Genomic DNA, 20,232 nt, shown 5'->3' with positions numbered 1-20,232 from the left:
GGACGCAAGCGGCGGGCAAGACAAAGCCCCGCCGGAGCGGGGCTGGGAGGACGCGAGAGTCTGTTGGCTATGGTGACAGGCTCAAGGACGTCTTCTTATTCCTGGCCGCGCAGCGCCGCCAGCGCGTCGAAGTAATCCGGGAAGGTCTTGGCCACGCACTTGGGGTCGTTGATGGTGACCGGCGCGCCCAGCAGCGAGACCAGCGAGAAGCACATCGCCATGCGGTGGTCGTCGTAGGTGTCGATTTCGGCGTTGGGCGTCAAGGCCGACGGCGGGGTGATGCGGATGTAGTCCTGGCCTTCCTCCACCACGGCGCCCACCTTGCGCAGTTCGGCGGCCATCGCGCTCAGGCGGTCGGTTTCCTTGACGCGCCAGCTTTCGATATTGCGCAGCGTGCTGGTGCCGTCGGCGGCCAGCGCCGCCACCGCCAGCGTCATCGCCGCGTCCGGGATGTGGTTGAAGTCCGCGTCTATCGCCTTGAGCGGCAGGCGGGCGCTGGCTTCGATCCAGTTGGGGCCCATGCTGACCTCGGCGCCCATCAGACGCAGCGCGTCGGCGAACTTGACGTCGCCCTGTATGCTGTCCGCGCCCACGCCTTCCACCCGCACCGGGCCGCCCGCCAGCGCGCCGGCGGCGAGGAAGTAGGACGCGCTGGAGGCGTCGCCCTCCACGTGAACTTCGCCCGGGGAAATATAGCTCTGGCCGCCGGGAATGGTGAAGCGCCGCCAGCCGTCGCGCTCAACCCGCACGCCGAAGCGCGCCATCAGGTTGAGGGTGATTTCGATATAGGGTTTGGAGATCAGTTCGCCGTCGACTTCGATCACCGCGGTTTCGCCGGTCAGCGGCAGCGCCATCAACAGGGCGGTGAGGAACTGACTGGACACATTGCCCTTGACCGGGATCGGGCGGCCGGCCTCCAGCCGCGCCGGCGCGATGGCCAGCGGCGGGTAGCCGGGCTGGCCCTGGTATTGGATCCGGGCACCGGCCTCGCGCAGCGCGTCCACCAGATCGCCGATCGGCCGTTCGTGCATGCGCGGCACGCCACTGAGCTGGTAATCGCCCTGCATCAGCGCCAGCGCCGCGGTCAGCGGGCGGAAGGCGGTGCCGGCGTTGCCGAGGAACAGGTCCGCGCTCTTGACTGGAAATTCGCCGCCCACGCCCTGCACGCGGAAGTCGCGGCTGTCGCCTATCTGTTCGATCTCCACCCCCAGCAGTTTCAACGCCGCCAGCATGTGGCGGATGTCGTCCGAATCCAGCAGCTCGCGCACCAGGGTGCTGCCGCTGCCCAGCGCGGCCAGCAGCAGGGTGCGGTTGGAGATGCTCTTGGAGCCGGGCAGCTTGATGGCGCCGGACAGGCGGCGGACGGGGGCGAGATGCAGTTGTTCCATGGCGGTTCGGGATCTTGTGTTCTTGGGATTGGCGGAGGGCGCCGCGGCGCCCGTCGGACAATGTAACCGCCAGCAAGGTCTTTGCGCAAACCCCGCGTTGCGGCGCGGCCGCGGCGCGCGCGCCGTAGAATCTTGCTGTGCCGGCCGGCGGCTTGAGATAAAATCGACGGTTTGGCCGGTTGCCCGTTGCGGCGGCCGGCGCGAATTTCTGCAAGGACATCGTCTGTACATGACCGCACCTGTCATCGCCATCGACGGCCCGTCCGCCTCGGGCAAGGGCACCGTCGCCGCCCTGGTCGCCGCGCGGCTGGGTTTTCATTATCTGGATTCGGGCTCGCTTTACCGCCTGCTGGCGCTGTTCGCGCAGCGTCACAATATCGGCTGGGACGACGAGCCGGGGCTGGCCGCCGCCGCCGCCGGCCTGCCGGCGGAGTTCGCCGACGGCGCGGTGTGGCTGGAGAGCAACGACGCCAGCGCGGCGATCCGCAGCGAAGACATCGGCATCGGCGCGTCCAAGGTGGGCGCGCTGCCGGCGGTGCGCGCCGCGCTGTTGCAGCGCCAACGCGATTTCTGCCAGTTGCCGGGCCTAGTGACGGACGGCCGCGACATGGGATCCGTGGTGTTTCCCGCCGCCGCCTTGAAGGTGTTTTTGACCGCCAGCGCCGAGGAGCGCGCCGAACGTCGCTATAAGCAGTTGATCGGCAAGGGGGATTCTGCTAATCTCCCACAGATTCTGCAGGACATTATCGATCGGGACGCGCGCGATGCCGCCCGGCCGGTAGCGCCGCTGCGCCAGGAGCCGGACGCCTTTTTGCTCGACACCACGGAGCTGACCATCGACCAGGCGGTCGCACAGGTTCTGCGTTGGTTCGAGGAAAGACAGGTCTCCGGCCTATGATTTTTTTGTCGGGTGAAAATGCTGCAAGGCAATAAACCCGTTGTGCAACCCTAACCCCGCACGCCGCAAGGCGCGCACCGAGAGTACGCTTGATGACTACCCTCTCCATGGAAAACTTCGCTCAGCTGTTTGAGGAAAGCCTGACCCTTCACGACATGCGCGTGGGCGAGGTGATCACTGCCGAAGTCGTAGCAGTTGATTCCAACTTTGTAACCGTGAACGCAGGCCTCAAGTCCGAGTCCCTGATCCCGGCTGAAGAATTCAAGAACGACCAAGGCGTGGTCGAAGTGGCCATCGGCGACTTCGTTACCGTCGCCATCGACGCGCTGGAAAACGGCTTTGGCGAAACCAAGCTGTCCCGCGAAAAAGCCAAGCGCCTGGCCGCTTGGGTGGAGCTGGAAGAGGCTCTGGAAACCGGCAAGATCCTGTCCGGTCTGATCAGCGGCAAAGTGAAAGGCGGCCTGACCGTTATGGTCAACGGCATCCGCGCCTTCCTGCCGGGTTCCCTGGTTGACGTGCGTCCGGTGAAAGACACCACCCCGTACGAAAACAAACAGATCGAATTCAAGGTCATCAAGCTGGACCGCAAGCGCAACAACGTGGTTGTGTCCCGTCGTTCCGTGCTGGAAGAAACCCTGGGCGAAGAGCGCAAAGCTCTGCTGGAAACCCTGAAAGAGGGCGCCATCATCAAGGGTATCGTCAAGAACATCACCGACTACGGTGCGTTCGTTGACCTGGGCGGCATCGATGGCCTGCTGCACATCACCGACCTGGCATGGCGCCGCGTGAAGCACCCGTCCGAAGTTCTGGCCGTGGGCGACGAAGTGGAAGCCAAGGTACTGAAGTTCGACCAAGAGAAGAACCGCGTATCCCTGGGTCTGAAGCAACTGGGCGAAGATCCGTGGGTGGGCCTGTCCCGCCGCTACCCGTCCGGCACCCGTCTGTTCGGCAAGGTGACCAACCTGACCGACTACGGCGCGTTCGTGGAAATCGAACAAGGCATCGAAGGCCTGGTGCACGTGTCCGAAATGGACTGGACCAACAAGAACGTACACCCGTCCAAGGTAGTTCAGGTTGGCGACGAAGTGGAAGTCATGATCCTGGAAATCGACGAAGACCGTCGTCGCATCTCCCTGGGCATGAAGCAGTGCCTGGCCAACCCGTGGAACGAGTTTGCCGACAACTTCCACAAAGGCGACAAGCTGAAGGGCGCGATCAAGTCCATCACCGACTTCGGCGTGTTCGTTGGCCTGCCGGGCGGCATCGACGGCCTGGTTCACCTGTCCGACCTGTCCTGGAACGAAGCCGGCGAAGAAGCCGTTCGCAAGTTCAAGAAGGGCGACGAGGTTGAAGCCGTTGTTCTGTCCATCGACGTTGAGAAAGAGCGCATTTCCCTGGGCATCAAGCAGATGGAAGGCGATCCGTTCAACAACTTCGTTGCGATGAACGACAAGGGCGCTCTGGTTAAGGGCACCGTGAAGTCCGTTGACGCCAAAGGCGCCGTCGTGACTCTGGACACCGATGTTGAAGGCTACCTGCGCGCTTCCGAACTGTCCCGCGACCGCGTGGAAGACGCTCGCTCCGTTCTGAAGGACGGCGAAGAAGTGGAAGCCGTGATCATCGCCGTGGACCGCAAGTCCCGCAACATCAGCCTGTCCATCAAGGCTAAAGACGCTCAGGAAGACAACGTTGCTCTGAAGAGCCTGTCCGTTGACAGCGCTTCCGCTGGCACCACCAATCTGGGTGCCCTGCTGAAGGCAAAACTGTCCGGCTCTAACGAGTAATTGAGACATGACCAAATCTGAGCTGATCGCTAGGCTGTCGGAACGACTCGCCGAGCGCAATTCTCAGTTGGTCTACAAAGACGCTGAGTTGGCCGTCAAAACCATTCTGGATGCGATGGCCAATAACCTGGCGCAGGGAAACCGGATTGAAATCCGCGGTTTCGGCAGTTTCGATTTGAACTACCGTCCGCCGCGGATTGGCCGCAACCCCAAGTCGGGCACCAGCGTCTCGGTTCCTGAGAAATATGTGCCGCATTTCAAGGCGGGCAAAGAATTGCGCGAACGCGTCGATCTGTCCCTGTTGGAGCAGAGCGAAGCCTAGGCCTTCATGCCCTGTCTAGCGAATCCGAAGCGCCGCTTTTTGCGGCGCTTTTTCTTTGCGCGGCTGAAATTCCAGCTTGGGTTGCGCCGGGCTATCGTTTAAACTTGCACTCCGGCAAACAAATCGAGCGAGATCATGCGTTACCTGCTTCGTATCGTTGAATTGGCCCTGTTGGTATTCCTGATCGCGGTCACCGTGCAAAACAGCCATGCGGTTGAATTCAAATTGTTCTTCGGCCAGTCCTGGTCCGCGCCGCTGATCGTGTTTCTGCTGCTGTTTTTCGTGGTTGGCGCGCTGGTTGGTTTGCTCGCCACGCTCGGCTATTATCTGCGCAGCCGGAAAGAGCTTTCCCAATTGAAAAAAGAATTGCGCAACCGTCCTCCCGCCAGCAAGGTGATCAGCGATCCCAGCGACGCGATCGCCGATTAAGCCTGGCGCGAGCGGCGAAACGAGCCGGCGCCGCGCTTAGGCGCCGCCGCGATTCAAACCGCCGTTCTTGATGATGCCGCCCGGAGCGGCTGTTGTTGTTTGTCCGGAAAGGATTGCTGTTGGAACTGGATTTGTGGTGGTTGCTGTTGTTTCCGGCCTTTTTCGGCCTGGGCTGGTTTGCCGCGCGCGTGGACATGCGCACGGTGCTGAAGCAGGCGAAAGCGGTGCCGACCGGCTTTTTCCGCGGTCTGGACGCGCTGGTGGAGGACAAGACCGACATCGCCGCCTCGGCCTTGGCCGAAGTGGCGCGCCAGCAAGGCTCGGCGCTGGAGCTGCAGCACACCCTGGGCAAGCTGTACCGCAAGCGCGGCGAGAACGATCGCGCCATCCGCCTGCATCAGCGCATGCTGGACGCGCCGGACCTGCCGGCCGAGCACCGCGACGCGGTGCGCTTCGAACTGGCCCAGGATTTCCGCAAAGCCGGCCTGGTGGACCGGGCGGAAGAGATACTGATCAAGCTGCAGGACGGCAATATGGGCCTGGCGGCGCGCCGTCAGCTGCTGGACATCTACCAGCAGGACCGCGACTGGCACAAGGCCATCGCCACCGCCAAGGAGTTGCGCAGCGACGCGCATTCCTTCCAGCACGAAGTGGCGCAGTTCTATTGCGAGCTGGCCCAGGGCGAGTTGTACAAATCCAATAGCGAGCAGGCGCGCCACTACGTGGACGAGGCGTTTTCCGCCAACCGCAAATGCGTGCGCGCCAGCCTGATCCTCGGCGACATCGAGTTCGCCGGCGGCCATGTGGAAGCGGCGATCGCGGCCTGGCAGAACATCGAAAAGCAGAACTACGAATACCTGTCGATGGCCGCCGAGCGGCTGTTCGACGCTTACGAGCGGCTGGACAAGCCGCTGGAAGGCATCGCCTTGCTGCGCGGCTATCAGAAGACCTTCCCGCAGCTGGAGCTGACCGATCTGCTGTACCAGAAGATCGCCACTTACGAGGGCGAGGAAAAGGCGCTGGAAGTGGCGCGCGAGGGCGTGCACGCGCGTCCCAGCCTGTCCGGCGTCTACCGGCTGATCGAGGCGCAGATGGACGAACTGAGCCCGGAAGGCCGAATGGACGCGGAAGTGGCGCGCGCGCTGGTGCTCAAGCACGCGCAGCGTCTGAGCGTGCATCGCTGCAAGTGCTGCAACTTCCGCTCGCGCGCCTTCTTCTGGCATTGCCCGGCCTGCGGCGAGTGGGAGGGGTTTACCGCCAACCGCTCGGAATCGCAGTAACAAGACATGGCTTAAGATTAAGAGCCGCGAACAAAACCCCGCAGAGATCCTGAGCCAAGGCGCGCCGACGCTGGCGGTACCCGTTGTACTACCAGGAGGCGCAACGCGGGATCAGGGGTTTGCTTAGCGGATCAGCAGCCGCCGGAGAGCGGCTGAGTTGATTTGAATACAGACCGCCGGCCGCATCCGGCGGCAAGAATGGAGCAAGCATGAACCCTTTGATCGCAGCCGGCGCGTCGCAGCCGACTTCGCCCGTCGTCGTGGCCCTGGACTTCGCCGACGCGGATAGTGCCTTGCGCTTCGCCAGCCGCCTGGACCCGAGCGAGTGCCGGCTCAAGGTGGGCAAGGAGTTGTTCACTTCCTCTGGCCGCAGCCTGGTGGAGAGCCTGGTGGCCAGGGGTTTCCAGGTGTTCCTGGATCTGAAGTTCCACGATATTCCCAATACCGTGGCCCATGCCTGCAAGGCGGCGGCGGAAGCCGGCGTCTGGATGGTCAATGTGCACGCTTCCGGCGGCCGCCGGATGATGGAGGCCGCGCGCGAGGCGCTGGCGCCGTACAGCCAGCGCCCGCTGCTGATCGCGGTGACGGTGCTGACCAGCATGGAAGCCGCCGATCTGGCCGAAATCGGCATCGCCGCGTCGCCGCAGGAGCACGTGCTGCGCCTGGCTGCGCTGACCCGCGACTGCGGCCTGGACGGCGTGGTGTGTTCGGCGCAGGAGGCCGGCGAGCTGAAAGCCGCGCTGGGCCGCGATTTCAAACTGGTGACGCCTGGCATCCGCCTGGCGGACAGCGTCGCCGACGATCAGCGCCGGGTGATGACTCCGACCACCGCGCTGGCGGCCGGCTCCGACTACCTGGTGATAGGCCGGCCGATCACCCGCGCCGCCGACCCGCTGGCGGCGTTGCGCGCGATCAATCAAGACATTCAGCACTATCAGGCTCAATAAAACATGAAAATCACAGTTATCGGTACGGGGTATGTCGGTCTGGTGACCGGCACGTGTCTGGCGGAAACCGGCTATCACGTGTGCTGCCTGGATGTGGATCCCAATAAGATCGCCATCCTGAAACAGGGCGGCATCCCCATTTTCGAACCCGGCCTGGAAGACATGGTGCGGCGCAACGTCGCCGCCGGCCGGCTCAGCTTCACCACCGACATCGCCGAATCGGTGGCCTTCGGCGACGTGCAGTTCATCGCCGTCGGCACCCCGCCGGACGAGGACGGCTCCGCCGACCTGCAATACGTGCTGGCCGCGGCGCGCAATATCGGCCGCCACATGACGGATTATAAAGTCATCGTCGACAAGTCCACTGTGCCGGTGGGTACCGCCGACCTGGTCAAGGCCGCGGTGGCGGAAACCTTGGCCGAGCGCGGCGAAGCGCTGGAATTCAGCGTGGTGTCCAACCCGGAATTCCTGAAAGAGGGCGCGGCCATCGACGACTTCATGCGCCCGGACCGCGTGGTGATCGGCGTCGACGACGAACGCGCGGCCGCGATGATGCGCCGGCTGTACGCGCCGTTCCAGCGCAATCACGAACGCGTGCTGCTGATGGACGTGCGCTCCGCCGAACTGACCAAGTACGCGGCCAACGCCATGCTGGCGACGCGCATCTCCTTCATGAACGAACTGGCCAATCTGGCCGAGAGCCTGGGCGCCGACATCGAACAGGTGCGCTTGGGCATGGGCTCCGATCCGCGCATCGGCTACCACTTCCTGTATCCGGGCGTCGGTTACGGCGGCTCCTGCTTCCCCAAGGACGTCAAGGCCCTGGTGCAGACCGCCAAGGAAAACGGCCATGATCTGCGCGTGCTGACGGCGGTGGAAGAAGCCAACGATCTGCAGAAGCTGCGCCTGGTCGACAAGGTGTTGGCGCGTTTCGGCCAGGATCTGTCCGGCCGCCGTTTCGCGATGTGGGGCCTGGCCTTCAAGCCCAATACCGACGATATGCGCGAAGCGCCCAGCCGCGTGATCGCGGAAGAACTGAGCCGCCGCGGCGCGGAAGTGGTGGCCTTCGATCCGGTGGCCACCCACGAAGCGCAGCGGGTGATGGGCGACATCGCCGGCCTGAGCTTCGCCGACGACATGATGGCGGCGCTGCAGCAGGCGGACGCCTTGCTGATCGTCACCGAGTGGAAGATGTTCCGCGCGCCGGACCTGGACGCGGTCAAGCAGGCGCTGAAGCAGCCCTTGGTGTTCGACGGCCGCAATATGTACGATCCGGCCTGGATGCGCGAGCAGGGCTTCGATTACTTCGCGATCGGCCGCTGAGGATAGCCATGGGCCTGATGCAAGACCTGGGGCTGGACAGCTCCAAACTGGCCGCCGAACTGGCGCAAGCGAAAGTTCTGGTGGTGGGCGATGTGATGCTGGACCGTTACTGGTTCGGCGACGCTACTCGCATTTCGCCGGAGGCGCCGGTGCCGGTGGCCAAGATCGAGCGCATCGAAGAGCGCGCCGGCGGCGCCGCCAACGTGGCGCGCAATATCGCCGGCCTGGGCGGCCAGGCCACCCTGCTGTCGGTGGTGGGCGACGACGAAGCCGCCTCGGCGCTGGAGCGCCTGCTGGCGGCGGACGGCATCGCCACCTCGCTGAAGCGCGATCCCAGCATCGCCACCACCATCAAATTGCGCGTGGTGGCGCGGCAGCAGCAATTGATCCGCCTAGATTTCGAAGACGCGCCCAGCCACGAGATTCTGGCCGGCAAGCTGGAAGAGTATCAGCAGATCCTGGCCGAGCACGACGTGGTGATCCTGTCCGACTACGGCAAGGGCGGCCTGACTCACGTCAGCAAGATGATCGAACTGGCGCGCCAGGCCGGCAAGCCGGTGCTGATCGATCCCAAGGGCGACGACTACAGCAAATACGCCGGCGCCACCTTGCTGACGCCGAACCGCAGCGAGTTCCGCCAGGTGGCCGGCCGCTGGGCGTCGGAGAGCGAGCTGACCGCCAAGGCGCAGGCCTTGCGCGCCGCCTTGGCGCTGGACGCCTTGCTGGTGACGCGCAGCGAGGAGGGCATGACCTTGTTCCGCGACGAGGGCGTGGTGCATCAGCCCACCTTCGCGCGCGAGGTTTACGACGTGTCCGGCGCCGGCGACACCGTGATCGGCACCTTGGGCCTGGGGCTGGCCGCCGGCCAGCCGCTGCCGGTGGCGATGAGTCTCGCCAACGCCGCCGCCGGCGTGGTGGTGGGCAAGCTGGGCACCGCGGTGTGCAGCCAGCGCGAACTTTTCGCGGTGTGATCCCGTCCAGTCAGGCTGGATCCTGAAGGAGAACGCATGCAGCACTATACCGATGCCATCCTGGAGTTCTGGTTCGGCGGCGCCGACGACAGCTTCCTGTCGGTGCCGCGCAGCCCCTGGTTCAAAAAGGACGAGGTGTTCGACGGCGTCATCCGCGAACGCTTTCTGGGGCTGTGGCGGCAGGCGCGCGCCGGCGAGTTGCCGCCGGACGCCGACGACGCCCGCCGCGGCCTGGCCTGGCTGATTCTGACCGATCAATTCCCGCGCAATCTGTTCCGCGGCTCGGCCGAAGCCTTCGCCAGCGATGGCCAGGCCTTGGCCTTGGCCCGCCGCATGGTGGAGCAGGGCCTGGACCGGCAACTGCCCCCTATCGCGCGCACCTTCGTTTATCTGCCGTTTGAACACAGCGAATCGCTGGCGGATCAGGACGAGGCCATCCGCCTGTTTGAAACCATGGCCGAGGACAAGGCCATGGCCAGCTTCATCGATTACGCGCACCGCCACCGCGAGGTGATCGTCCGCTTCGGACGTTTCCCGCACCGCAACGCCGCGCTGGGCCGTGCGGACACGCCGGAAGAGCGGGCCTATCTGGCCGAGCCCGGCGCCGGCTTTTAAACGCAAACCCCTATCCCGCGCCGTTGGCGATGGCCGGCGGCGGAAAGGCAAAACATGACTATCGTCGTCACCGGCGCCGCCGGTTTTATCGGTTCCAACCTGGTCAAGGCGCTGAACGAGCGCGGCGTCACCGACATCATCGCCGTGGACAATCTGTCCAGCGGCGACAAATTCCGCAATCTGGTGGATTGCGAAATCTCCCATTACATGGACAAGCACGATTTCCTGGCCCTGCTGCTGGAAGGCGAGTTCGAGGGCGAGCTGTCCGCCATCCTGCATCAGGGCGCCTGCTCCGACACCATGAACCACGACGGCAAGTACATGATGGACAACAACTATCAGTACACGCTGGCCCTGTTCGACTACTGTCAGCACGAGGAAATCCAGTTCCTCTACGCCTCCAGCGCCGCCACCTACGGCAAGGGCACCGTGTTCAAGGAAGAGCGCCAGTACGAGGGCCCGCTCAACGTCTACGGCTATTCCAAATTCCTGTTCGACCAGGTGTTGCGCCAACGGATGAAGGAAGGCCTGAGCGCGCAGGCGGTGGGCTTCCGCTATTTCAACGTCTACGGCCCGCGCGAACAGCACAAGGGCCGCATGGCCTCGGTGGCTTTCCACCATTTCAACCAATACCGCGAGCACGGCAAGGTCAAGCTGTTCGGCGGCTGGGACGGCTGGGGCGACGGCATGCAGAGCCGCGATTTCGTGTCGGTGGAGGACGTGGCCAAGATCAATCTCTATTTCCTGGATCACCCGGAAAAGAGCGGCATCTTCAATCTGGGCTCCGGCCGCTCGCAGCCGTTCAACGACGTGGCCGTGGCCACCGTCAACGCCTGCCGCCGCCATGAGGGCCAGCCGGCGCTGAGCCTGGAGGAGATGGCGGCCCAGGGCATCGTCGAATACGTGGATTTCCCCGACGCGCTCAAGGGCAAGTACCAGAGCTTCACTCAGGCCGACATCGGCAAGCTGCGCAGCGCCGGCTACGGCGCCGAGCTCTTCAACGTCGAGCAGGGCGTGGATCGCTACGTGGACTGGCTGATCAAGCAATGACGCTGCGCGTCCGGCAGGCGGCGCGGCTGCTGATGCTGGACCCGGCGGGCAGGGTGCTGTTGTTCCCCTGCCAGCCGGCGGGCCGGGTCGAATACTGGTTCACGCCGGGCGGCGAGGTGGAGGGCGGCGAAAGCCTGGCCGACGCCGCGCGGCGCGAATGTCGGGAGGAGACCGGCCATCACATCGCCGATCCCGGCCCGGTCGTGGCCTGCCGTTCGTTCGAATTGACGCTGCTGGACGGCGAGCGGGTGCGGGCGGTCGAGCATTTCCATTTGGTCCGCCTAGAGCACGCGCGGCTGGACGACGCCGGCTGGACCGAGGTCGAGCGACAGGTAATGGGGCGGGGCCGTTGGTGGTCGCCGGCCGAACTGGCCGCTTCCGGCGAGCGCTATTTCCCTGAGGACTTGCTGGCGATGCTGGCGGAAGCGTCCGCGGGCTGATAGTTGCAACAACGGTTATTTGCTTAGACATAAGGATTCCGTCTTTGCTGATAGCCAATCGGTATAATGGCCGTTCCCCGTTGGAGAACGCGTCGTGTACAAGCATCTGGAAGATTTCGTCGGCCACACCCCGCTGGTCAGACTCAAGCGCCTGCCCGGCGTCACCAGCAACACCGTGCTGGTCAAGCTGGAAGGCAACAACCCGGCGGGTTCGGTCAAGGACCGGCCGGCGCTGTCCATGATCCGCCGCGCCGAAGAGCGCGGCGAGATCAAACCGGGCGACACCCTGATCGAGCCCACCAGCGGCAACACCGGCATCGCCTTGGCGATGGCGGCGGCGATGATGGGTTATAAGATGATTCTCATCATGCCGGAGAACTCCAGCGCCGAGCGGGTGCAGGCGATGCGCGCCTACGGCGCGGAGGTGGTGTTGACGCCCAAGGAGGCCTCGATGCCCGGTTCCATCGACCTGGCGCGCAAGATGGAAGCCGCCGGCCAGGGCCGCATCCTCGACCAGTTTTCCAATCCGGACAATCCGCTGGCCCACTATGAAAGCACCGGGCCGGAAATCTGGCGGGACACCCGGGGCGGCATCACCCATTTCGTGTCCAGCATGGGCACCACCGGCACCATCATGGGCACCGGCCGCTATCTGAAGCAGCAAAATCCGGCGATCCAGATCGTGGGCGTGCATCCGGAACCGGGCAGCCAGATCGCCGGCATCCGCAAATGGGAAGATCCCTATGTGCCCAAGATCTGCGACTTCTCGCAGCTGGACGATTTGCAGCACGTCGGCCAGCAGGAGGCGGAGGACATGGCGCGGCAGTTGGCGCGCGAGGAGGGCATCCTGGCCGGGCCTTCGTCCGGCGGCGCGCTGGCGGTGGCGCTGCGCCTGTCGCGCCAGCTGGAAAACGCGGTCATCGTTTCCATTGTTTGCGACCGCGGCGATCGCTACCTGTCCACCGGCCTGTTCGGTTAAACGCCCAAATGGGCGGCGCGCCGGAACGCAGTGTTCGCGTTTCGGCGCTGGCGCCGGACGTCTGATGTCGCTAGCATCTGAGGTTCCGTGTTCCGCCTCCGGAGGCTCTTGTGCTGCTGCATGTCGATTCCCGTTTCCTCAGTCCCTACGCCTTGTCCGCCTTCGTCGCCCTGAAGGAAAAAGGGCTGGCCTTCGAGTTGGCGACCTTGAGCCTTGAGGCGCAAGCCAACCTGGCCCCGGACTATCAGCGCCAGTCGCTGACCGCCCGCGTGCCGATGCTGGAAGACGGCGACTTCCAACTTAGCGAATCCTCGGCCATCGCCGAATATCTTGAAGACGCTTATCCCGAGCGCCCCCGGCTCTACCCGCTGGACCTGCGCCAACGCGCCCGCGCGCGCCAGCTGCAAGCCTGGCTGCGCAGCGACCTGATGGCCTTGCGCGAAGACCGCAACACCGAGGCGGTGTTTCTGCGGCCGGCGGTCGGCACCCTGGCGCCGGAAGCGCGGCAGGCGGCGCACAAGCTGATCGCCGCGGCGGAGCAATTGCTGCCGGCCGACGGCGGCGATCTGTTCGGCGCCTGGTGTCTGGCCGACACCGACCTGGCGCTGATGTTGAAGCGGCTGCAATACGACGCCATCCTGCCGCCGCGGCTGGCCGCCTACGCCGAGCGCCAGTGGCGGCGGCTGGCGGTGTTGGATTGGCTGGAACTGGGACGGCGTGCGGCGCAAGCCTGAGGGACGGCTCGCGATCAGCCGCGCGCCGCTTTAGGAGTGCTCATGAGTTGTTGTCGCCAGCCATCGCACTTGTCCGCCAGGCTTAGCGCCGGCGTGGAGAACGCGGCGGTCTGGATTTGAGGCGGGGCCGCCGCCTCAGCGGTGCACGTCGTGAGTGACGAAGGGCCGGTCCGGCGACGGCATCTCCAGCCAGTCCGGATGGCTCAGTGTGCGGCAGATGTCCTGATAGCCGCTGGTCCAGTGCGCGCGCATGGTCTGGGCGCCGAACTGATAGTCCTTGTGGTGGTCCTCGTATTCCTTGTCCTGATAGATCAGGTGGATCACTTTCAACAGCCGGCCGCAGGCCAGCTCGCGGGCGTGGCGGTAGGCGGGGTGCACGCGCTGCGCTTCCGGCACCAGCTCCATCAGCTGCCGCAGCAGGCCGCGGTAGTTCTGCTCCCGCTTCATCGTGTCGGTGATCTGCCGGGTGCGGCTGGAATACTGGATGTCCTTCTGCCGCATCGCGATCGCCTTCATGTCGGTGGGCGGCTCCCCTTTGGCGCTCCACAGGTCCACCTGGAACACCAAGGAGTTCTTGCGCGGCTCGGAGCCCAGTATCTGCTTCAGCGGCGTGTTGGACACCAGGCCGCCGTCCCAGTAGTACTCGCCGTCTATCTCCACCGCCGGAAAGCCGGGCGGCAGCGCGCCGGAGGCCATGAAATGCTCGGCGCGCAGCCGCTGGCGGGTATTGTCGAAATAGACGAAGTTGCCGCTGCGCAGATTGACCGCGCCCACCGACACCCGCATCTGATCGCTGTCGTTGATGCGGTCGAAGTCGGCGAAGCGTTCCAGCGTGCCTTTCAGCGGCGTGGTGTCGTAGAGGCTGCAATTGGCGGGCGAGGGCGCGCCGGCCGGCCACGGCGAGCGCGGCAGGAAGAAGCCGTTCTGACCTTCGGTCAATGCGCGCCAGGCCTCCCAGCTGGCCATCAGCCCGTTCAGCCCCGCCGGCCAATGGTGGGTGTCCAGGTGGCTGAACGGGCTGGGCGGCAGAAACGGCGGCCGGCAGATGGTGTCCCAGAAAGCGCGCAACTGTTCCACCCGCCGTTCCGGCGGATTGCCGGCGATGACGGCGGCGTTGAGCGCGCCTATGGAAATGCCGGCCACCCAGTTGGGGTGGAGGTCGGCCTCGGCCAGGCCCTGGTAGACGCCGGGCTGGTAGGAGCCCAGCGCGCCGCCGCCTTGCAGCACCAGCGCCAGCACCTGATAGCGGTGGCCGGGCGGCAGGCTGCGGCTCTGGTACAGGCCGCCGGTTTGCGGGCAGGCCGGATTGTGCGGCGGCGTCATTGCATATACCAGCCGTGGCTGACGATGACGGACTGGCCGGTCAGCGCCGCGCTGGGGAAGGCGGCCAGGAACAGCGCGGTCTGAGCCACGTCCTCCACCGTGGTGAACACCCCGTCCACGGTATTGCCCAGCATCACGTTCTTGACCACTTCTTCCTCGCTGATGCCCAGCTCCTTGGCCTGTTCCGGAATCTGCTTCTCCACCAGCGGCGTGCGCACGAAGCCGGGGCAGACCACGTGGGCGCGCACATTGTATTCCGCGCCTTCCTTGGCCAGCACCCGGCACAGGCCCAGCAGCGCGTGCTTGGCGGTGACGTAGGCGGACTTGAGCTTGGACGCCTCGTGAGAATGCACTGATCCCATATAAATCACCGTGCCGCCGCGCTTGTCCTTGTACATATGCGGCAGCGCGGCCTTGGTGGTGAGAAAGGCGCCGTCCACGTGGATGGCCTGCATTTTCTTCCAGTCGGAAAACTTGTAGTCCACCAGCGGGTTGACGATCTGGATGCCGGCGTTGGAAATCAGGATGTCCAGCGCGCCCAGCGCGTCCACCGCCGCCTGGGTGCCGGCGTTGACGGATTCCTCGTTGGTCACGTCCATCGCCACGCCCACCGCCTTGCCGCCGGCGGCCTGGATCTCCGCCGCCGCGGCCTGCGCCGCCGCCAGATTGATGTCGGCGATGGCCACCGCCGCGCCGGCCCGGGCGTAGGTTTCCGCAATGGCCTTGCCTATGCCGCTGGCCGCGCCGGTGATCAATGCCACTTTGCCGTTCAATTGCATGCTGCTCTCCTTGTTGTCCGTGGGTAGGGCCGTTTAGAAACGGTTTACAGCCGCTGGCAAGCGGCTTCTTGGAAGGTGTTTACGATCTCGCGAGCAAGAGCGAGACAAGGCGAAAACGAGCGAAAAAGCGCAATGTACGAGTGCTGCGTGAGAATTTTGAGCTTGTGCTCACCGTGCCATGTCTCACGACGAGCAGCAGACATTGCACAGCTTCTTAGTTCAGGTAATCGAACTCCACCTCACCCAGGCCCAGGGTCAGGTCGGCGATGATGTGGCGCGCTTCCACCACCTCCAGCACCGGCAGCTCCGCCACCGGGGCCAGCGCGTGCGGGAACAGCGCCAGCGCCGCCGGCCCGCTCCAGGCGCCGTGCACGGTCACGTCCTTCAGGTAGAAGCGCACCAGCTCGCAAATGCGCGGGCTGCCGTCCACGTGCGGGATGATCTTCAAGAGGAAATTGGGGGTGTTGACCATGGAGCGCTGCAGCGCGCTGGCGTCCTGGGCGTGATGCTTGTAGCCCATGGTGGCGGTGGCCACCCGCACCGGGCCGTAGTCCAGTTCGCCCACCAGGGTGTCGGTATGCACTTGCAGCCGCGGGCAGGCCAGTTTCTTGGGAAAGCCCCACAGCTCACGGCCGCCGGCGATGGGCGGATGGTCGTTCAGATACATCGCGTGGGTGTAGTTGCCGGCCACGCCGCCCAGCGAGACCGGGATCACCTGGCCGCTTTCGGTGTAGTCGCCGAAGCCGGTGGAGTCCGGCATGCGGATGAATTCGAAGTTGACCAGATCGGAGGCAGGCTGCAGCGGTTCCGGCACCGCTTCGCGCAGCTTGGCCGGGTCGGTGCGGTAAGTGATGATGAAGAATTCGCGGTTGGTGAAGCGGTAGGGGCCGCGGGGGAAGGCGGGATTGGTCAGCGGCATGGCGAAGGCCTGCTCGCGGATGGCGTCGATGTTCATACGTGCTGCGCTCCCTGGATGGCAAAAAGTCGCGCCCGGAGAGGGGGCGGCCGCTGCTGCGAAAGGAGCCCGCCGGCGGAACGGCCGGGCGGGCAGGCGTGCATCTGGCACTGATGGTACAGGCAAAGATCCCATACAGATAGCTTGTTGCCGCGTCACCTGTCCGTTGGGATGGAGCGGCGCGGCCGGCGGAGGCGCCGCGCCGGGCCGACAAGGAAGCCCTTGGCCTCAGGCCCGCCGTGCTATGCTGTCGCGGTTGCGGCGCATGACGCCGCGGCCCGCCACCGTGCCGGCGGAGTCGGCACCTGTGTTTTGGATATACCGTAATGAGCAAAAGCATCATTTCCGACATGGACGGAGTGATTTATCGGGGCAAGCAACTGATTCCGGGCGCGCGCGATTTCGTCAACCGCCTGACCCAGGGCGGCACGCCCTTCCTGTTTCTGACCAATAACGCGGAGCAGACGCCGCTGGACCTGAGGCTGAAACTGGAGAGCCTGGGCATCAATGGCGTGACCGAGGACAATTTCATCACCAGCGCGATGGCGACGGCGATGTTTCTGCGCAGCCAGACGCGCAAGGCCATGCCCACCGCCTATGTGGTGGGCGGCGCCGGCCTGATCAACGAGTTGTACAACGTCGGTTTTTCCATTTCCGAATCCCACCCCGATTACGTGGTGGTGGCCAAGTCGCAGACCTTCAGCTTCGAGCAGATCAAGAAGGCGGTGCGTTTCATCGATCAGGGCGCCAAATTCATCGGCACCAATCCGGACATGATCGACCCGATAGAGGGCGGCGGCTACGAGCCGGCCGCCGGCACGCTGCTGGCCGCCATCGAGGCCGCCACCGGCAAGAAGCCTTACATCGTGGGCAAGCCGAACTCGCTGATGATGATGCTGGCCACCCGCAAGCTGGGCGTGCATCCGGAAGAGGCGGTGATGATAGGGGACCGGATGGACACCGACATCGTCGGCGGCATCGAGGCAGGCATGGGCACCGCGCTGGTGTTGTCCGGGGTGTCGTCGCGCGAATCCATGGAGCAGTTTCCCTACCAGCCGGACTATGTGTTCGAGAGCGTGGCGGAGATTGATCCGCAAGCCTTGTAAAGTATTGCCGGCCTGCTTGGCCGTGGGCGAAAACAGGGCCGTTCCAGCTGGAACGGCCCTGTTGTTTGCGCTTTCCGCTGGGCTCGGCGCCGAGAGCGCTTAGCCTTGCTCGGCCTGCGCTTGGGCGGCGGCTTCCCGCAGCTTGTCCTTCTTGCTCTTGCGCTTGCCCTTGACGCCGCCGTTGTCGGCCGCCGCGCCCGGAGCCGGGATCGCGGCGACGACGGGTTCGAAGCCGGGAATCCGCTCGCGCGGCAGCCGCAGCCGCTGGCGTTTCTCTATCAACTGGAAATGCGCGGCGCAGTCGGCGCTGACGAAGCTGACGGCTTCGCCGCCGGCGCCGGCGCGGCCGGTGCGGCCGATGCGGTGGGTGTAATCCACCGGCGAGCGCGGCAGGTCGTAGTTGATCACCACCGGCAGGCGGGCGATGTCGATGCCGCGCGCGGCCACGTCGGTGGCCACCAGGACTTGCAGACGGCCGGACTTGAGGTCGGCCAGCACCTGGCCGCGCTGTCCCTGGCTGCAATCCCCATGCAGCGCGGCGGCGCGGACGCCGGCGGCCTGCAGTTTGCCGGCCACCCGGTCGGCGTTGTGCCGGCTGGCCACGAAGACCAGCGCCCGGTCCCAGCCATGGGTTTGCAGCAGATGGCGCAGCAGCATGGTGCGCCGGCCGGCGTCCACTTCGATGACGCGCTGGCGGATGTCCGGCGCGGCGGTGTCGCCGGGCGCGATGTCGATGCGCTGCGGCTGATTCAGCAGTCGTTCCGCCAGCGCGTGGACGGCGGGCGGGAAGGTGGCGGAAAACAGCAGGTTTTGCCGGTAGGGCGGCAGCAGCGCCAGCACGCGGGACAGTTCGTCGGCGAAGCCGAGGTCGAGCAGGCGGTCGGCTTCGTCCAGCACCAGGGTGTCGACCGCGGAAAGCCGCAGCGCATTGTGCGCCAGCAGGTCCAGCAGCCGGCCGGGCGTGGCCGCCACGATGTCGGCGCCGCCGCGCAGCGCCATCATCTGCGGATTGATGGAAACGCCGCCGAAGACCACGGCGACCTTGGGCCGGCGCGGCAGTCCCTGGGACAGTTGGCGCAGGGCGTCGCCCACTTGCGCCGCCAGCTCCCGGGTGGGGAGCAGGATCAGCGTTTGCGCCTGGCGCGGCGCGGCCTGGCGGCCCGCCAGCCATTGTTGCAGCAGCGGCAGGCAGTAGGCCGCGGTTTTGCCGGAGCCGGTTTGCGCGGTGGCCAGCACGTCGTGGCCCTGCAGGACGGCGGGAACGGCGGCGCTCTGAACGGCGGTGGGAGCAAGATAGCCTTGATCGCTGGCGGCCTGGGCCAGCGCGGGCGACAGGCCCAGAGAGGTGAATGGCATGGGTGGCGGTGACGACTATGGTGCTTGAAGCGGCAGGAGTATCGGCGCTGCCAGCGGCCGGGTCAAGCGGGGCGTGGCGGCGGCGCAACGCGCGTCGCGCAGCGGGAAGTTCCGTTTGCGGGTACTATCTGGGCTCGCTATCAAGATTAAAGTCATTCGCCCATGCAAACAGAAGTCAAAGAGAAACCCCGCTACGCCCTGGTGGCCTCGGTCCAGCTGCCGGATGTCAGCGATGTCGAGTTCGAGGCCTCGCTCACCGAACTGAGCGAACTGGCCAAGACCCTGGGCTTCCAAGTGGTGCGGACCTTTGTGCAAAAGCGTAACAGCTTCGACCGCACCGCCTATATGGGGGTGGGCAAGCTGGAGGAAATCAGCCAGTTCGTCAATCGCGGCCTGCGCAACGACGAGCTGGACGATGCGCCGCCGGTGCTGGACGCCAGCGCGGTGGAGATCGACGCCTTGCTGGTGGACCACGAGATTTCGCCGTCGCAGGCGCGCAATCTGGAGCTGGCCGTCGGCTGCGAGGTGATGGACCGCACCATGGTGATCCTGGAGATCTTCCACCGCAACGCCCGCTCGCGCGCGGCGCGCGCCCAGGTGGAAATCGCCCGTCTCGGCTATATGGCGCCGCGGCTGCGCGAGGCGGCCAAGCTGGCAGGCCCGCAAGGCCGGCAGCGCAGCGGCATGGGCGGCCGCGGCGCCGGCGAATCGCATACCGAGCTGGACCGGCGCAAGGTGCGCGACCGCATCGCCGAGCTGCAACGCGAAATCATCGCGATGGAGCTGGAGCGCAAGACCCAGCGCGCGCGCCGGGTGGAGCGCCAGGGCCAAGGCCTGGGCGGGGTGTCGCTGGTGGGCTACACCAATGCCGGCAAGTCCACGCTGATGCGCGCGCTGACCGGCAGCGAGGTGCTGGTGGCCAATAAATTGTTCGCCACCCTGGACACCACGGTGCGCGCCATCTACCCGGAGAGCGTGCCGCGGGTGCTGGTCAGCGATACCGTAGGCTTCATCAAGAACCTGCCCCACGGCCTGGTGGCCTCGTTCAAGTCCACGCTGGAAGAAGCGCTGGACGCGGCCTTGCTGCTGCATGTGATCGACGCCAGCGACCCGGGCTTCCAGCGCCAGCTGGAAGTCACCGACGAGGTGTTGAGGGAAATCGGCGCCGACGAGGTGCCGCGCATCCGGGTGTTCAACAAGATAGATCACGTCGGCGACGCGGCGGCGCAGGCCGCCTGCGCCGCCGAGCTGCGGCAACGCTATCCGGACTGCGTGGTGATGAGCGCGCGCCGTTCCGAGGAAGTGGCCGCGCTGCGCGCCCTGATCGTCGCCTTCTTCCAGCGCGATCTGGAAGAGGGCGAGCTGCTGCTGCCGTGGTCGGCGCAACAGCTGCGCGGCGAAATCTACAGCCACTGCCAGGTGCTGGAGGAGCGCGCGGACGAAGAGGGCAGCTGGTTCCGCGTGCGCGGCGAGCCGGACAAGCTGCGCAGCCTGCGCGAACAGCTGAATCCCGGTTCGCAGGGGAGGGAAAAGGAGTACTGGGAGCTCTGAGG

At 65.4% G+C, this 20,232-nt stretch carries 20 protein-coding genes; 15 read left to right on the top strand and 5 right to left on the bottom strand.

Annotated elements, in window-relative coordinates; all coding sequences use genetic code 11:
* Positions 1-95 precede the first annotated feature (95 nt).
* Positions 96-1,388 (bottom strand): 3-phosphoshikimate 1-carboxyvinyltransferase, encoded by a 1,293-nt coding sequence (gene aroA, locus JW897_RS16310; protein ID WP_048413325.1) that lies wholly within the window; start codon positions 1,386-1,388, stop codon positions 96-98.
* A 229-nt stretch (positions 1,389-1,617) separates the two neighbouring features.
* Here aroA and cmk point away from each other — a divergent pair, with 229 nt between their 5' ends.
* The 13 genes from cmk (at position 1,618) to yfcF (ending at position 13,160) form a co-directional block, all read left to right on the top strand.
* On the top strand, positions 1,618-2,286 hold the full coding sequence (cmk, locus tag JW897_RS16305) for a (d)CMP kinase (protein WP_048413326.1): 669 nt from the start codon (positions 1,618-1,620) through the stop codon (positions 2,284-2,286).
* A gap of 92 nt (positions 2,287-2,378) precedes the next feature.
* The gene (gene rpsA / locus JW897_RS16300) at positions 2,379-4,070 is read left to right on the top strand and encodes a 30S ribosomal protein S1 (protein ID WP_085951937.1); all 1,692 of its coding nucleotides are present in this window, start codon (positions 2,379-2,381) and stop codon (positions 4,068-4,070) included.
* Positions 4,071-4,077: 7 nt separating this feature from the next.
* Complete coding sequence (locus JW897_RS16295; protein WP_019104286.1) at positions 4,078-4,392, top strand: integration host factor subunit beta; 315 nt, start codon at positions 4,078-4,080, stop codon at positions 4,390-4,392.
* Between the two features lie 135 nt (positions 4,393-4,527).
* Positions 4,528-4,821, top strand: a complete 294-nt coding sequence (locus JW897_RS16290; protein WP_019104285.1) for a LapA family protein — start codon at positions 4,528-4,530, stop codon at positions 4,819-4,821.
* 119 nt (positions 4,822-4,940) lie between these two features.
* On the top strand, positions 4,941-6,101 hold the full coding sequence (lapB, locus tag JW897_RS16285) for a lipopolysaccharide assembly protein LapB (RefSeq protein WP_048413380.1): 1,161 nt from the start codon (positions 4,941-4,943) through the stop codon (positions 6,099-6,101).
* Between the two features lie 209 nt (positions 6,102-6,310).
* Complete coding sequence (gene pyrF / locus JW897_RS16280) at positions 6,311-7,048, top strand: orotidine-5'-phosphate decarboxylase (protein WP_205466928.1); 738 nt, start codon at positions 6,311-6,313, stop codon at positions 7,046-7,048.
* Positions 7,049-7,051: 3 nt separating this feature from the next.
* On the top strand, positions 7,052-8,371 hold the full coding sequence (locus JW897_RS16275) for a UDP-glucose dehydrogenase family protein (RefSeq protein ID WP_205466927.1): 1,320 nt from the start codon (positions 7,052-7,054) through the stop codon (positions 8,369-8,371).
* A gap of 8 nt (positions 8,372-8,379) precedes the next feature.
* Positions 8,380-9,342 (top strand): D-glycero-beta-D-manno-heptose-7-phosphate kinase, encoded by a 963-nt coding sequence (gene rfaE1, locus JW897_RS16270; protein ID WP_053077271.1) that lies wholly within the window; start codon positions 8,380-8,382, stop codon positions 9,340-9,342.
* A 36-nt stretch (positions 9,343-9,378) separates the two neighbouring features.
* Positions 9,379-9,957, top strand: a complete 579-nt coding sequence (locus tag JW897_RS16265) for a DUF924 family protein (protein ID WP_205466926.1) — start codon at positions 9,379-9,381, stop codon at positions 9,955-9,957.
* Positions 9,958-10,011: 54 nt separating this feature from the next.
* Positions 10,012-11,007, top strand: coding sequence for an ADP-glyceromanno-heptose 6-epimerase (gene rfaD / locus JW897_RS16260; protein WP_205466925.1), 996 nt, complete (start codon positions 10,012-10,014; stop codon positions 11,005-11,007).
* Positions 11,004-11,447: an NUDIX hydrolase gene (locus JW897_RS16255; RefSeq protein ID WP_205466924.1), complete on the top strand. Its 444-nt coding sequence runs from the start codon at positions 11,004-11,006 to the stop codon at positions 11,445-11,447. The genes rfaD and JW897_RS16255 overlap by 4 nt, the downstream gene beginning before the upstream one ends.
* A 94-nt stretch (positions 11,448-11,541) precedes the next feature.
* The gene (gene cysM / locus JW897_RS16250; protein WP_048413332.1) at positions 11,542-12,426 is read left to right on the top strand and encodes a cysteine synthase CysM; all 885 of its coding nucleotides are present in this window, start codon (positions 11,542-11,544) and stop codon (positions 12,424-12,426) included.
* 110 nt (positions 12,427-12,536) lie between these two features.
* Entirely contained in the window at positions 12,537-13,160 is a 624-nt protein-coding gene (gene yfcF / locus JW897_RS16245; RefSeq protein WP_338030576.1) for a glutathione transferase, read from the top strand.
* 135 nt (positions 13,161-13,295) lie between these two features.
* Here yfcF and JW897_RS16240 read toward each other — a convergent pair whose 3' ends face one another.
* The 3 genes from JW897_RS16240 to JW897_RS16230 form a co-directional block, all read right to left on the bottom strand.
* The gene (locus tag JW897_RS16240; protein ID WP_205466923.1) at positions 13,296-14,483 is read right to left on the bottom strand and encodes a DUF3734 domain-containing protein; all 1,188 of its coding nucleotides are present in this window, start codon (positions 14,481-14,483) and stop codon (positions 13,296-13,298) included.
* Complete coding sequence (locus JW897_RS16235; RefSeq protein WP_048413335.1) at positions 14,480-15,262, bottom strand: 3-hydroxybutyrate dehydrogenase; 783 nt, start codon at positions 15,260-15,262, stop codon at positions 14,480-14,482. The genes JW897_RS16240 and JW897_RS16235 overlap by 4 nt, the downstream gene beginning before the upstream one ends.
* 214 nt (positions 15,263-15,476) lie before the next feature.
* Entirely contained in the window at positions 15,477-16,217 is a 741-nt protein-coding gene (locus JW897_RS16230) for an acetoacetate decarboxylase (RefSeq protein ID WP_048413336.1), read from the bottom strand.
* Positions 16,218-16,543: 326 nt separating this feature from the next.
* Here JW897_RS16230 and JW897_RS16225 point away from each other — a divergent pair, with 326 nt between their 5' ends.
* The gene (locus tag JW897_RS16225) at positions 16,544-17,323 is read left to right on the top strand and encodes an HAD-IIA family hydrolase (RefSeq protein ID WP_048413337.1); all 780 of its coding nucleotides are present in this window, start codon (positions 16,544-16,546) and stop codon (positions 17,321-17,323) included.
* Positions 17,324-17,422: 99 nt separating this feature from the next.
* Here the strand turns inward: JW897_RS16225 and JW897_RS16220 are convergent, their stop codons facing one another.
* Complete coding sequence (locus JW897_RS16220; RefSeq protein ID WP_205466922.1) at positions 17,423-18,679, bottom strand: DEAD/DEAH box helicase; 1,257 nt, start codon at positions 18,677-18,679, stop codon at positions 17,423-17,425.
* 162 nt (positions 18,680-18,841) lie between these two features.
* On the opposite strand from JW897_RS16220, the gene hflX reads away from it, so the two are divergent.
* A complete protein-coding gene (gene hflX, locus JW897_RS16215) occupies positions 18,842-20,230 on the top strand; it encodes a GTPase HflX (protein WP_205466921.1) in 1,389 nt (462 codons plus the stop codon).
* Positions 20,231-20,232: the final 2 nt, after the last annotated feature.

Source organism: Chromobacterium alkanivorans, from assembly GCF_016937655.1.
Classification (GTDB): domain Bacteria; phylum Pseudomonadota; class Gammaproteobacteria; order Burkholderiales; family Chromobacteriaceae; genus Chromobacterium; species Chromobacterium alkanivorans.
This window is presented reverse-complemented; position numbering and strand designations above follow the sequence as displayed.

What these genes read in the sequence shown, in the direction of transcription:
- JW897_RS16275 (WP_205466927.1), top strand. Translation starts at nt 7,052, where the DNA reads ATGAAAATCACAGTTATCGGTACGGGGTATGTCGGTCTGGTGACCGGC.
- rpsA (WP_085951937.1), top strand. Translation starts at nt 2,379, where the DNA reads ATGACTACCCTCTCCATGGAAAACTTCGCTCAGCTGTTTGAGGAAAGC.
- pyrF (WP_205466928.1), top strand. Translation starts at nt 6,311, where the DNA reads ATGAACCCTTTGATCGCAGCCGGCGCGTCGCAGCCGACTTCGCCCGTC.
- JW897_RS16235 (WP_048413335.1), bottom strand. Translation starts at nt 15,262, where the DNA reads ATGCAATTGAACGGCAAAGTGGCATTGATCACCGGCGCGGCCAGCGGC.
- JW897_RS16265 (WP_205466926.1), top strand. Translation starts at nt 9,379, where the DNA reads ATGCAGCACTATACCGATGCCATCCTGGAGTTCTGGTTCGGCGGCGCC.
- JW897_RS16290 (WP_019104285.1), top strand. Translation starts at nt 4,528, where the DNA reads ATGCGTTACCTGCTTCGTATCGTTGAATTGGCCCTGTTGGTATTCCTG.
- JW897_RS16240 (WP_205466923.1), bottom strand. Translation starts at nt 14,483, where the DNA reads ATGACGCCGCCGCACAATCCGGCCTGCCCGCAAACCGGCGGCCTGTAC.
- JW897_RS16295 (WP_019104286.1), top strand. Translation starts at nt 4,078, where the DNA reads ATGACCAAATCTGAGCTGATCGCTAGGCTGTCGGAACGACTCGCCGAG.
- JW897_RS16225 (WP_048413337.1), top strand. Translation starts at nt 16,544, where the DNA reads ATGAGCAAAAGCATCATTTCCGACATGGACGGAGTGATTTATCGGGGC.
- rfaE1 (WP_053077271.1), top strand. Translation starts at nt 8,380, where the DNA reads ATGGGCCTGATGCAAGACCTGGGGCTGGACAGCTCCAAACTGGCCGCC.
- hflX (WP_205466921.1), top strand. Translation starts at nt 18,842, where the DNA reads ATGCAAACAGAAGTCAAAGAGAAACCCCGCTACGCCCTGGTGGCCTCG.
- JW897_RS16255 (WP_205466924.1), top strand. Translation starts at nt 11,004, where the DNA reads ATGACGCTGCGCGTCCGGCAGGCGGCGCGGCTGCTGATGCTGGACCCG.
- rfaD (WP_205466925.1), top strand. Translation starts at nt 10,012, where the DNA reads ATGACTATCGTCGTCACCGGCGCCGCCGGTTTTATCGGTTCCAACCTG.
- JW897_RS16220 (WP_205466922.1), bottom strand. Translation starts at nt 18,679, where the DNA reads ATGCCATTCACCTCTCTGGGCCTGTCGCCCGCGCTGGCCCAGGCCGCC.
- JW897_RS16230 (WP_048413336.1), bottom strand. Translation starts at nt 16,217, where the DNA reads ATGAACATCGACGCCATCCGCGAGCAGGCCTTCGCCATGCCGCTGACC.
- cmk (WP_048413326.1), top strand. Translation starts at nt 1,618, where the DNA reads ATGACCGCACCTGTCATCGCCATCGACGGCCCGTCCGCCTCGGGCAAG.
- aroA (WP_048413325.1), bottom strand. Translation starts at nt 1,388, where the DNA reads ATGGAACAACTGCATCTCGCCCCCGTCCGCCGCCTGTCCGGCGCCATC.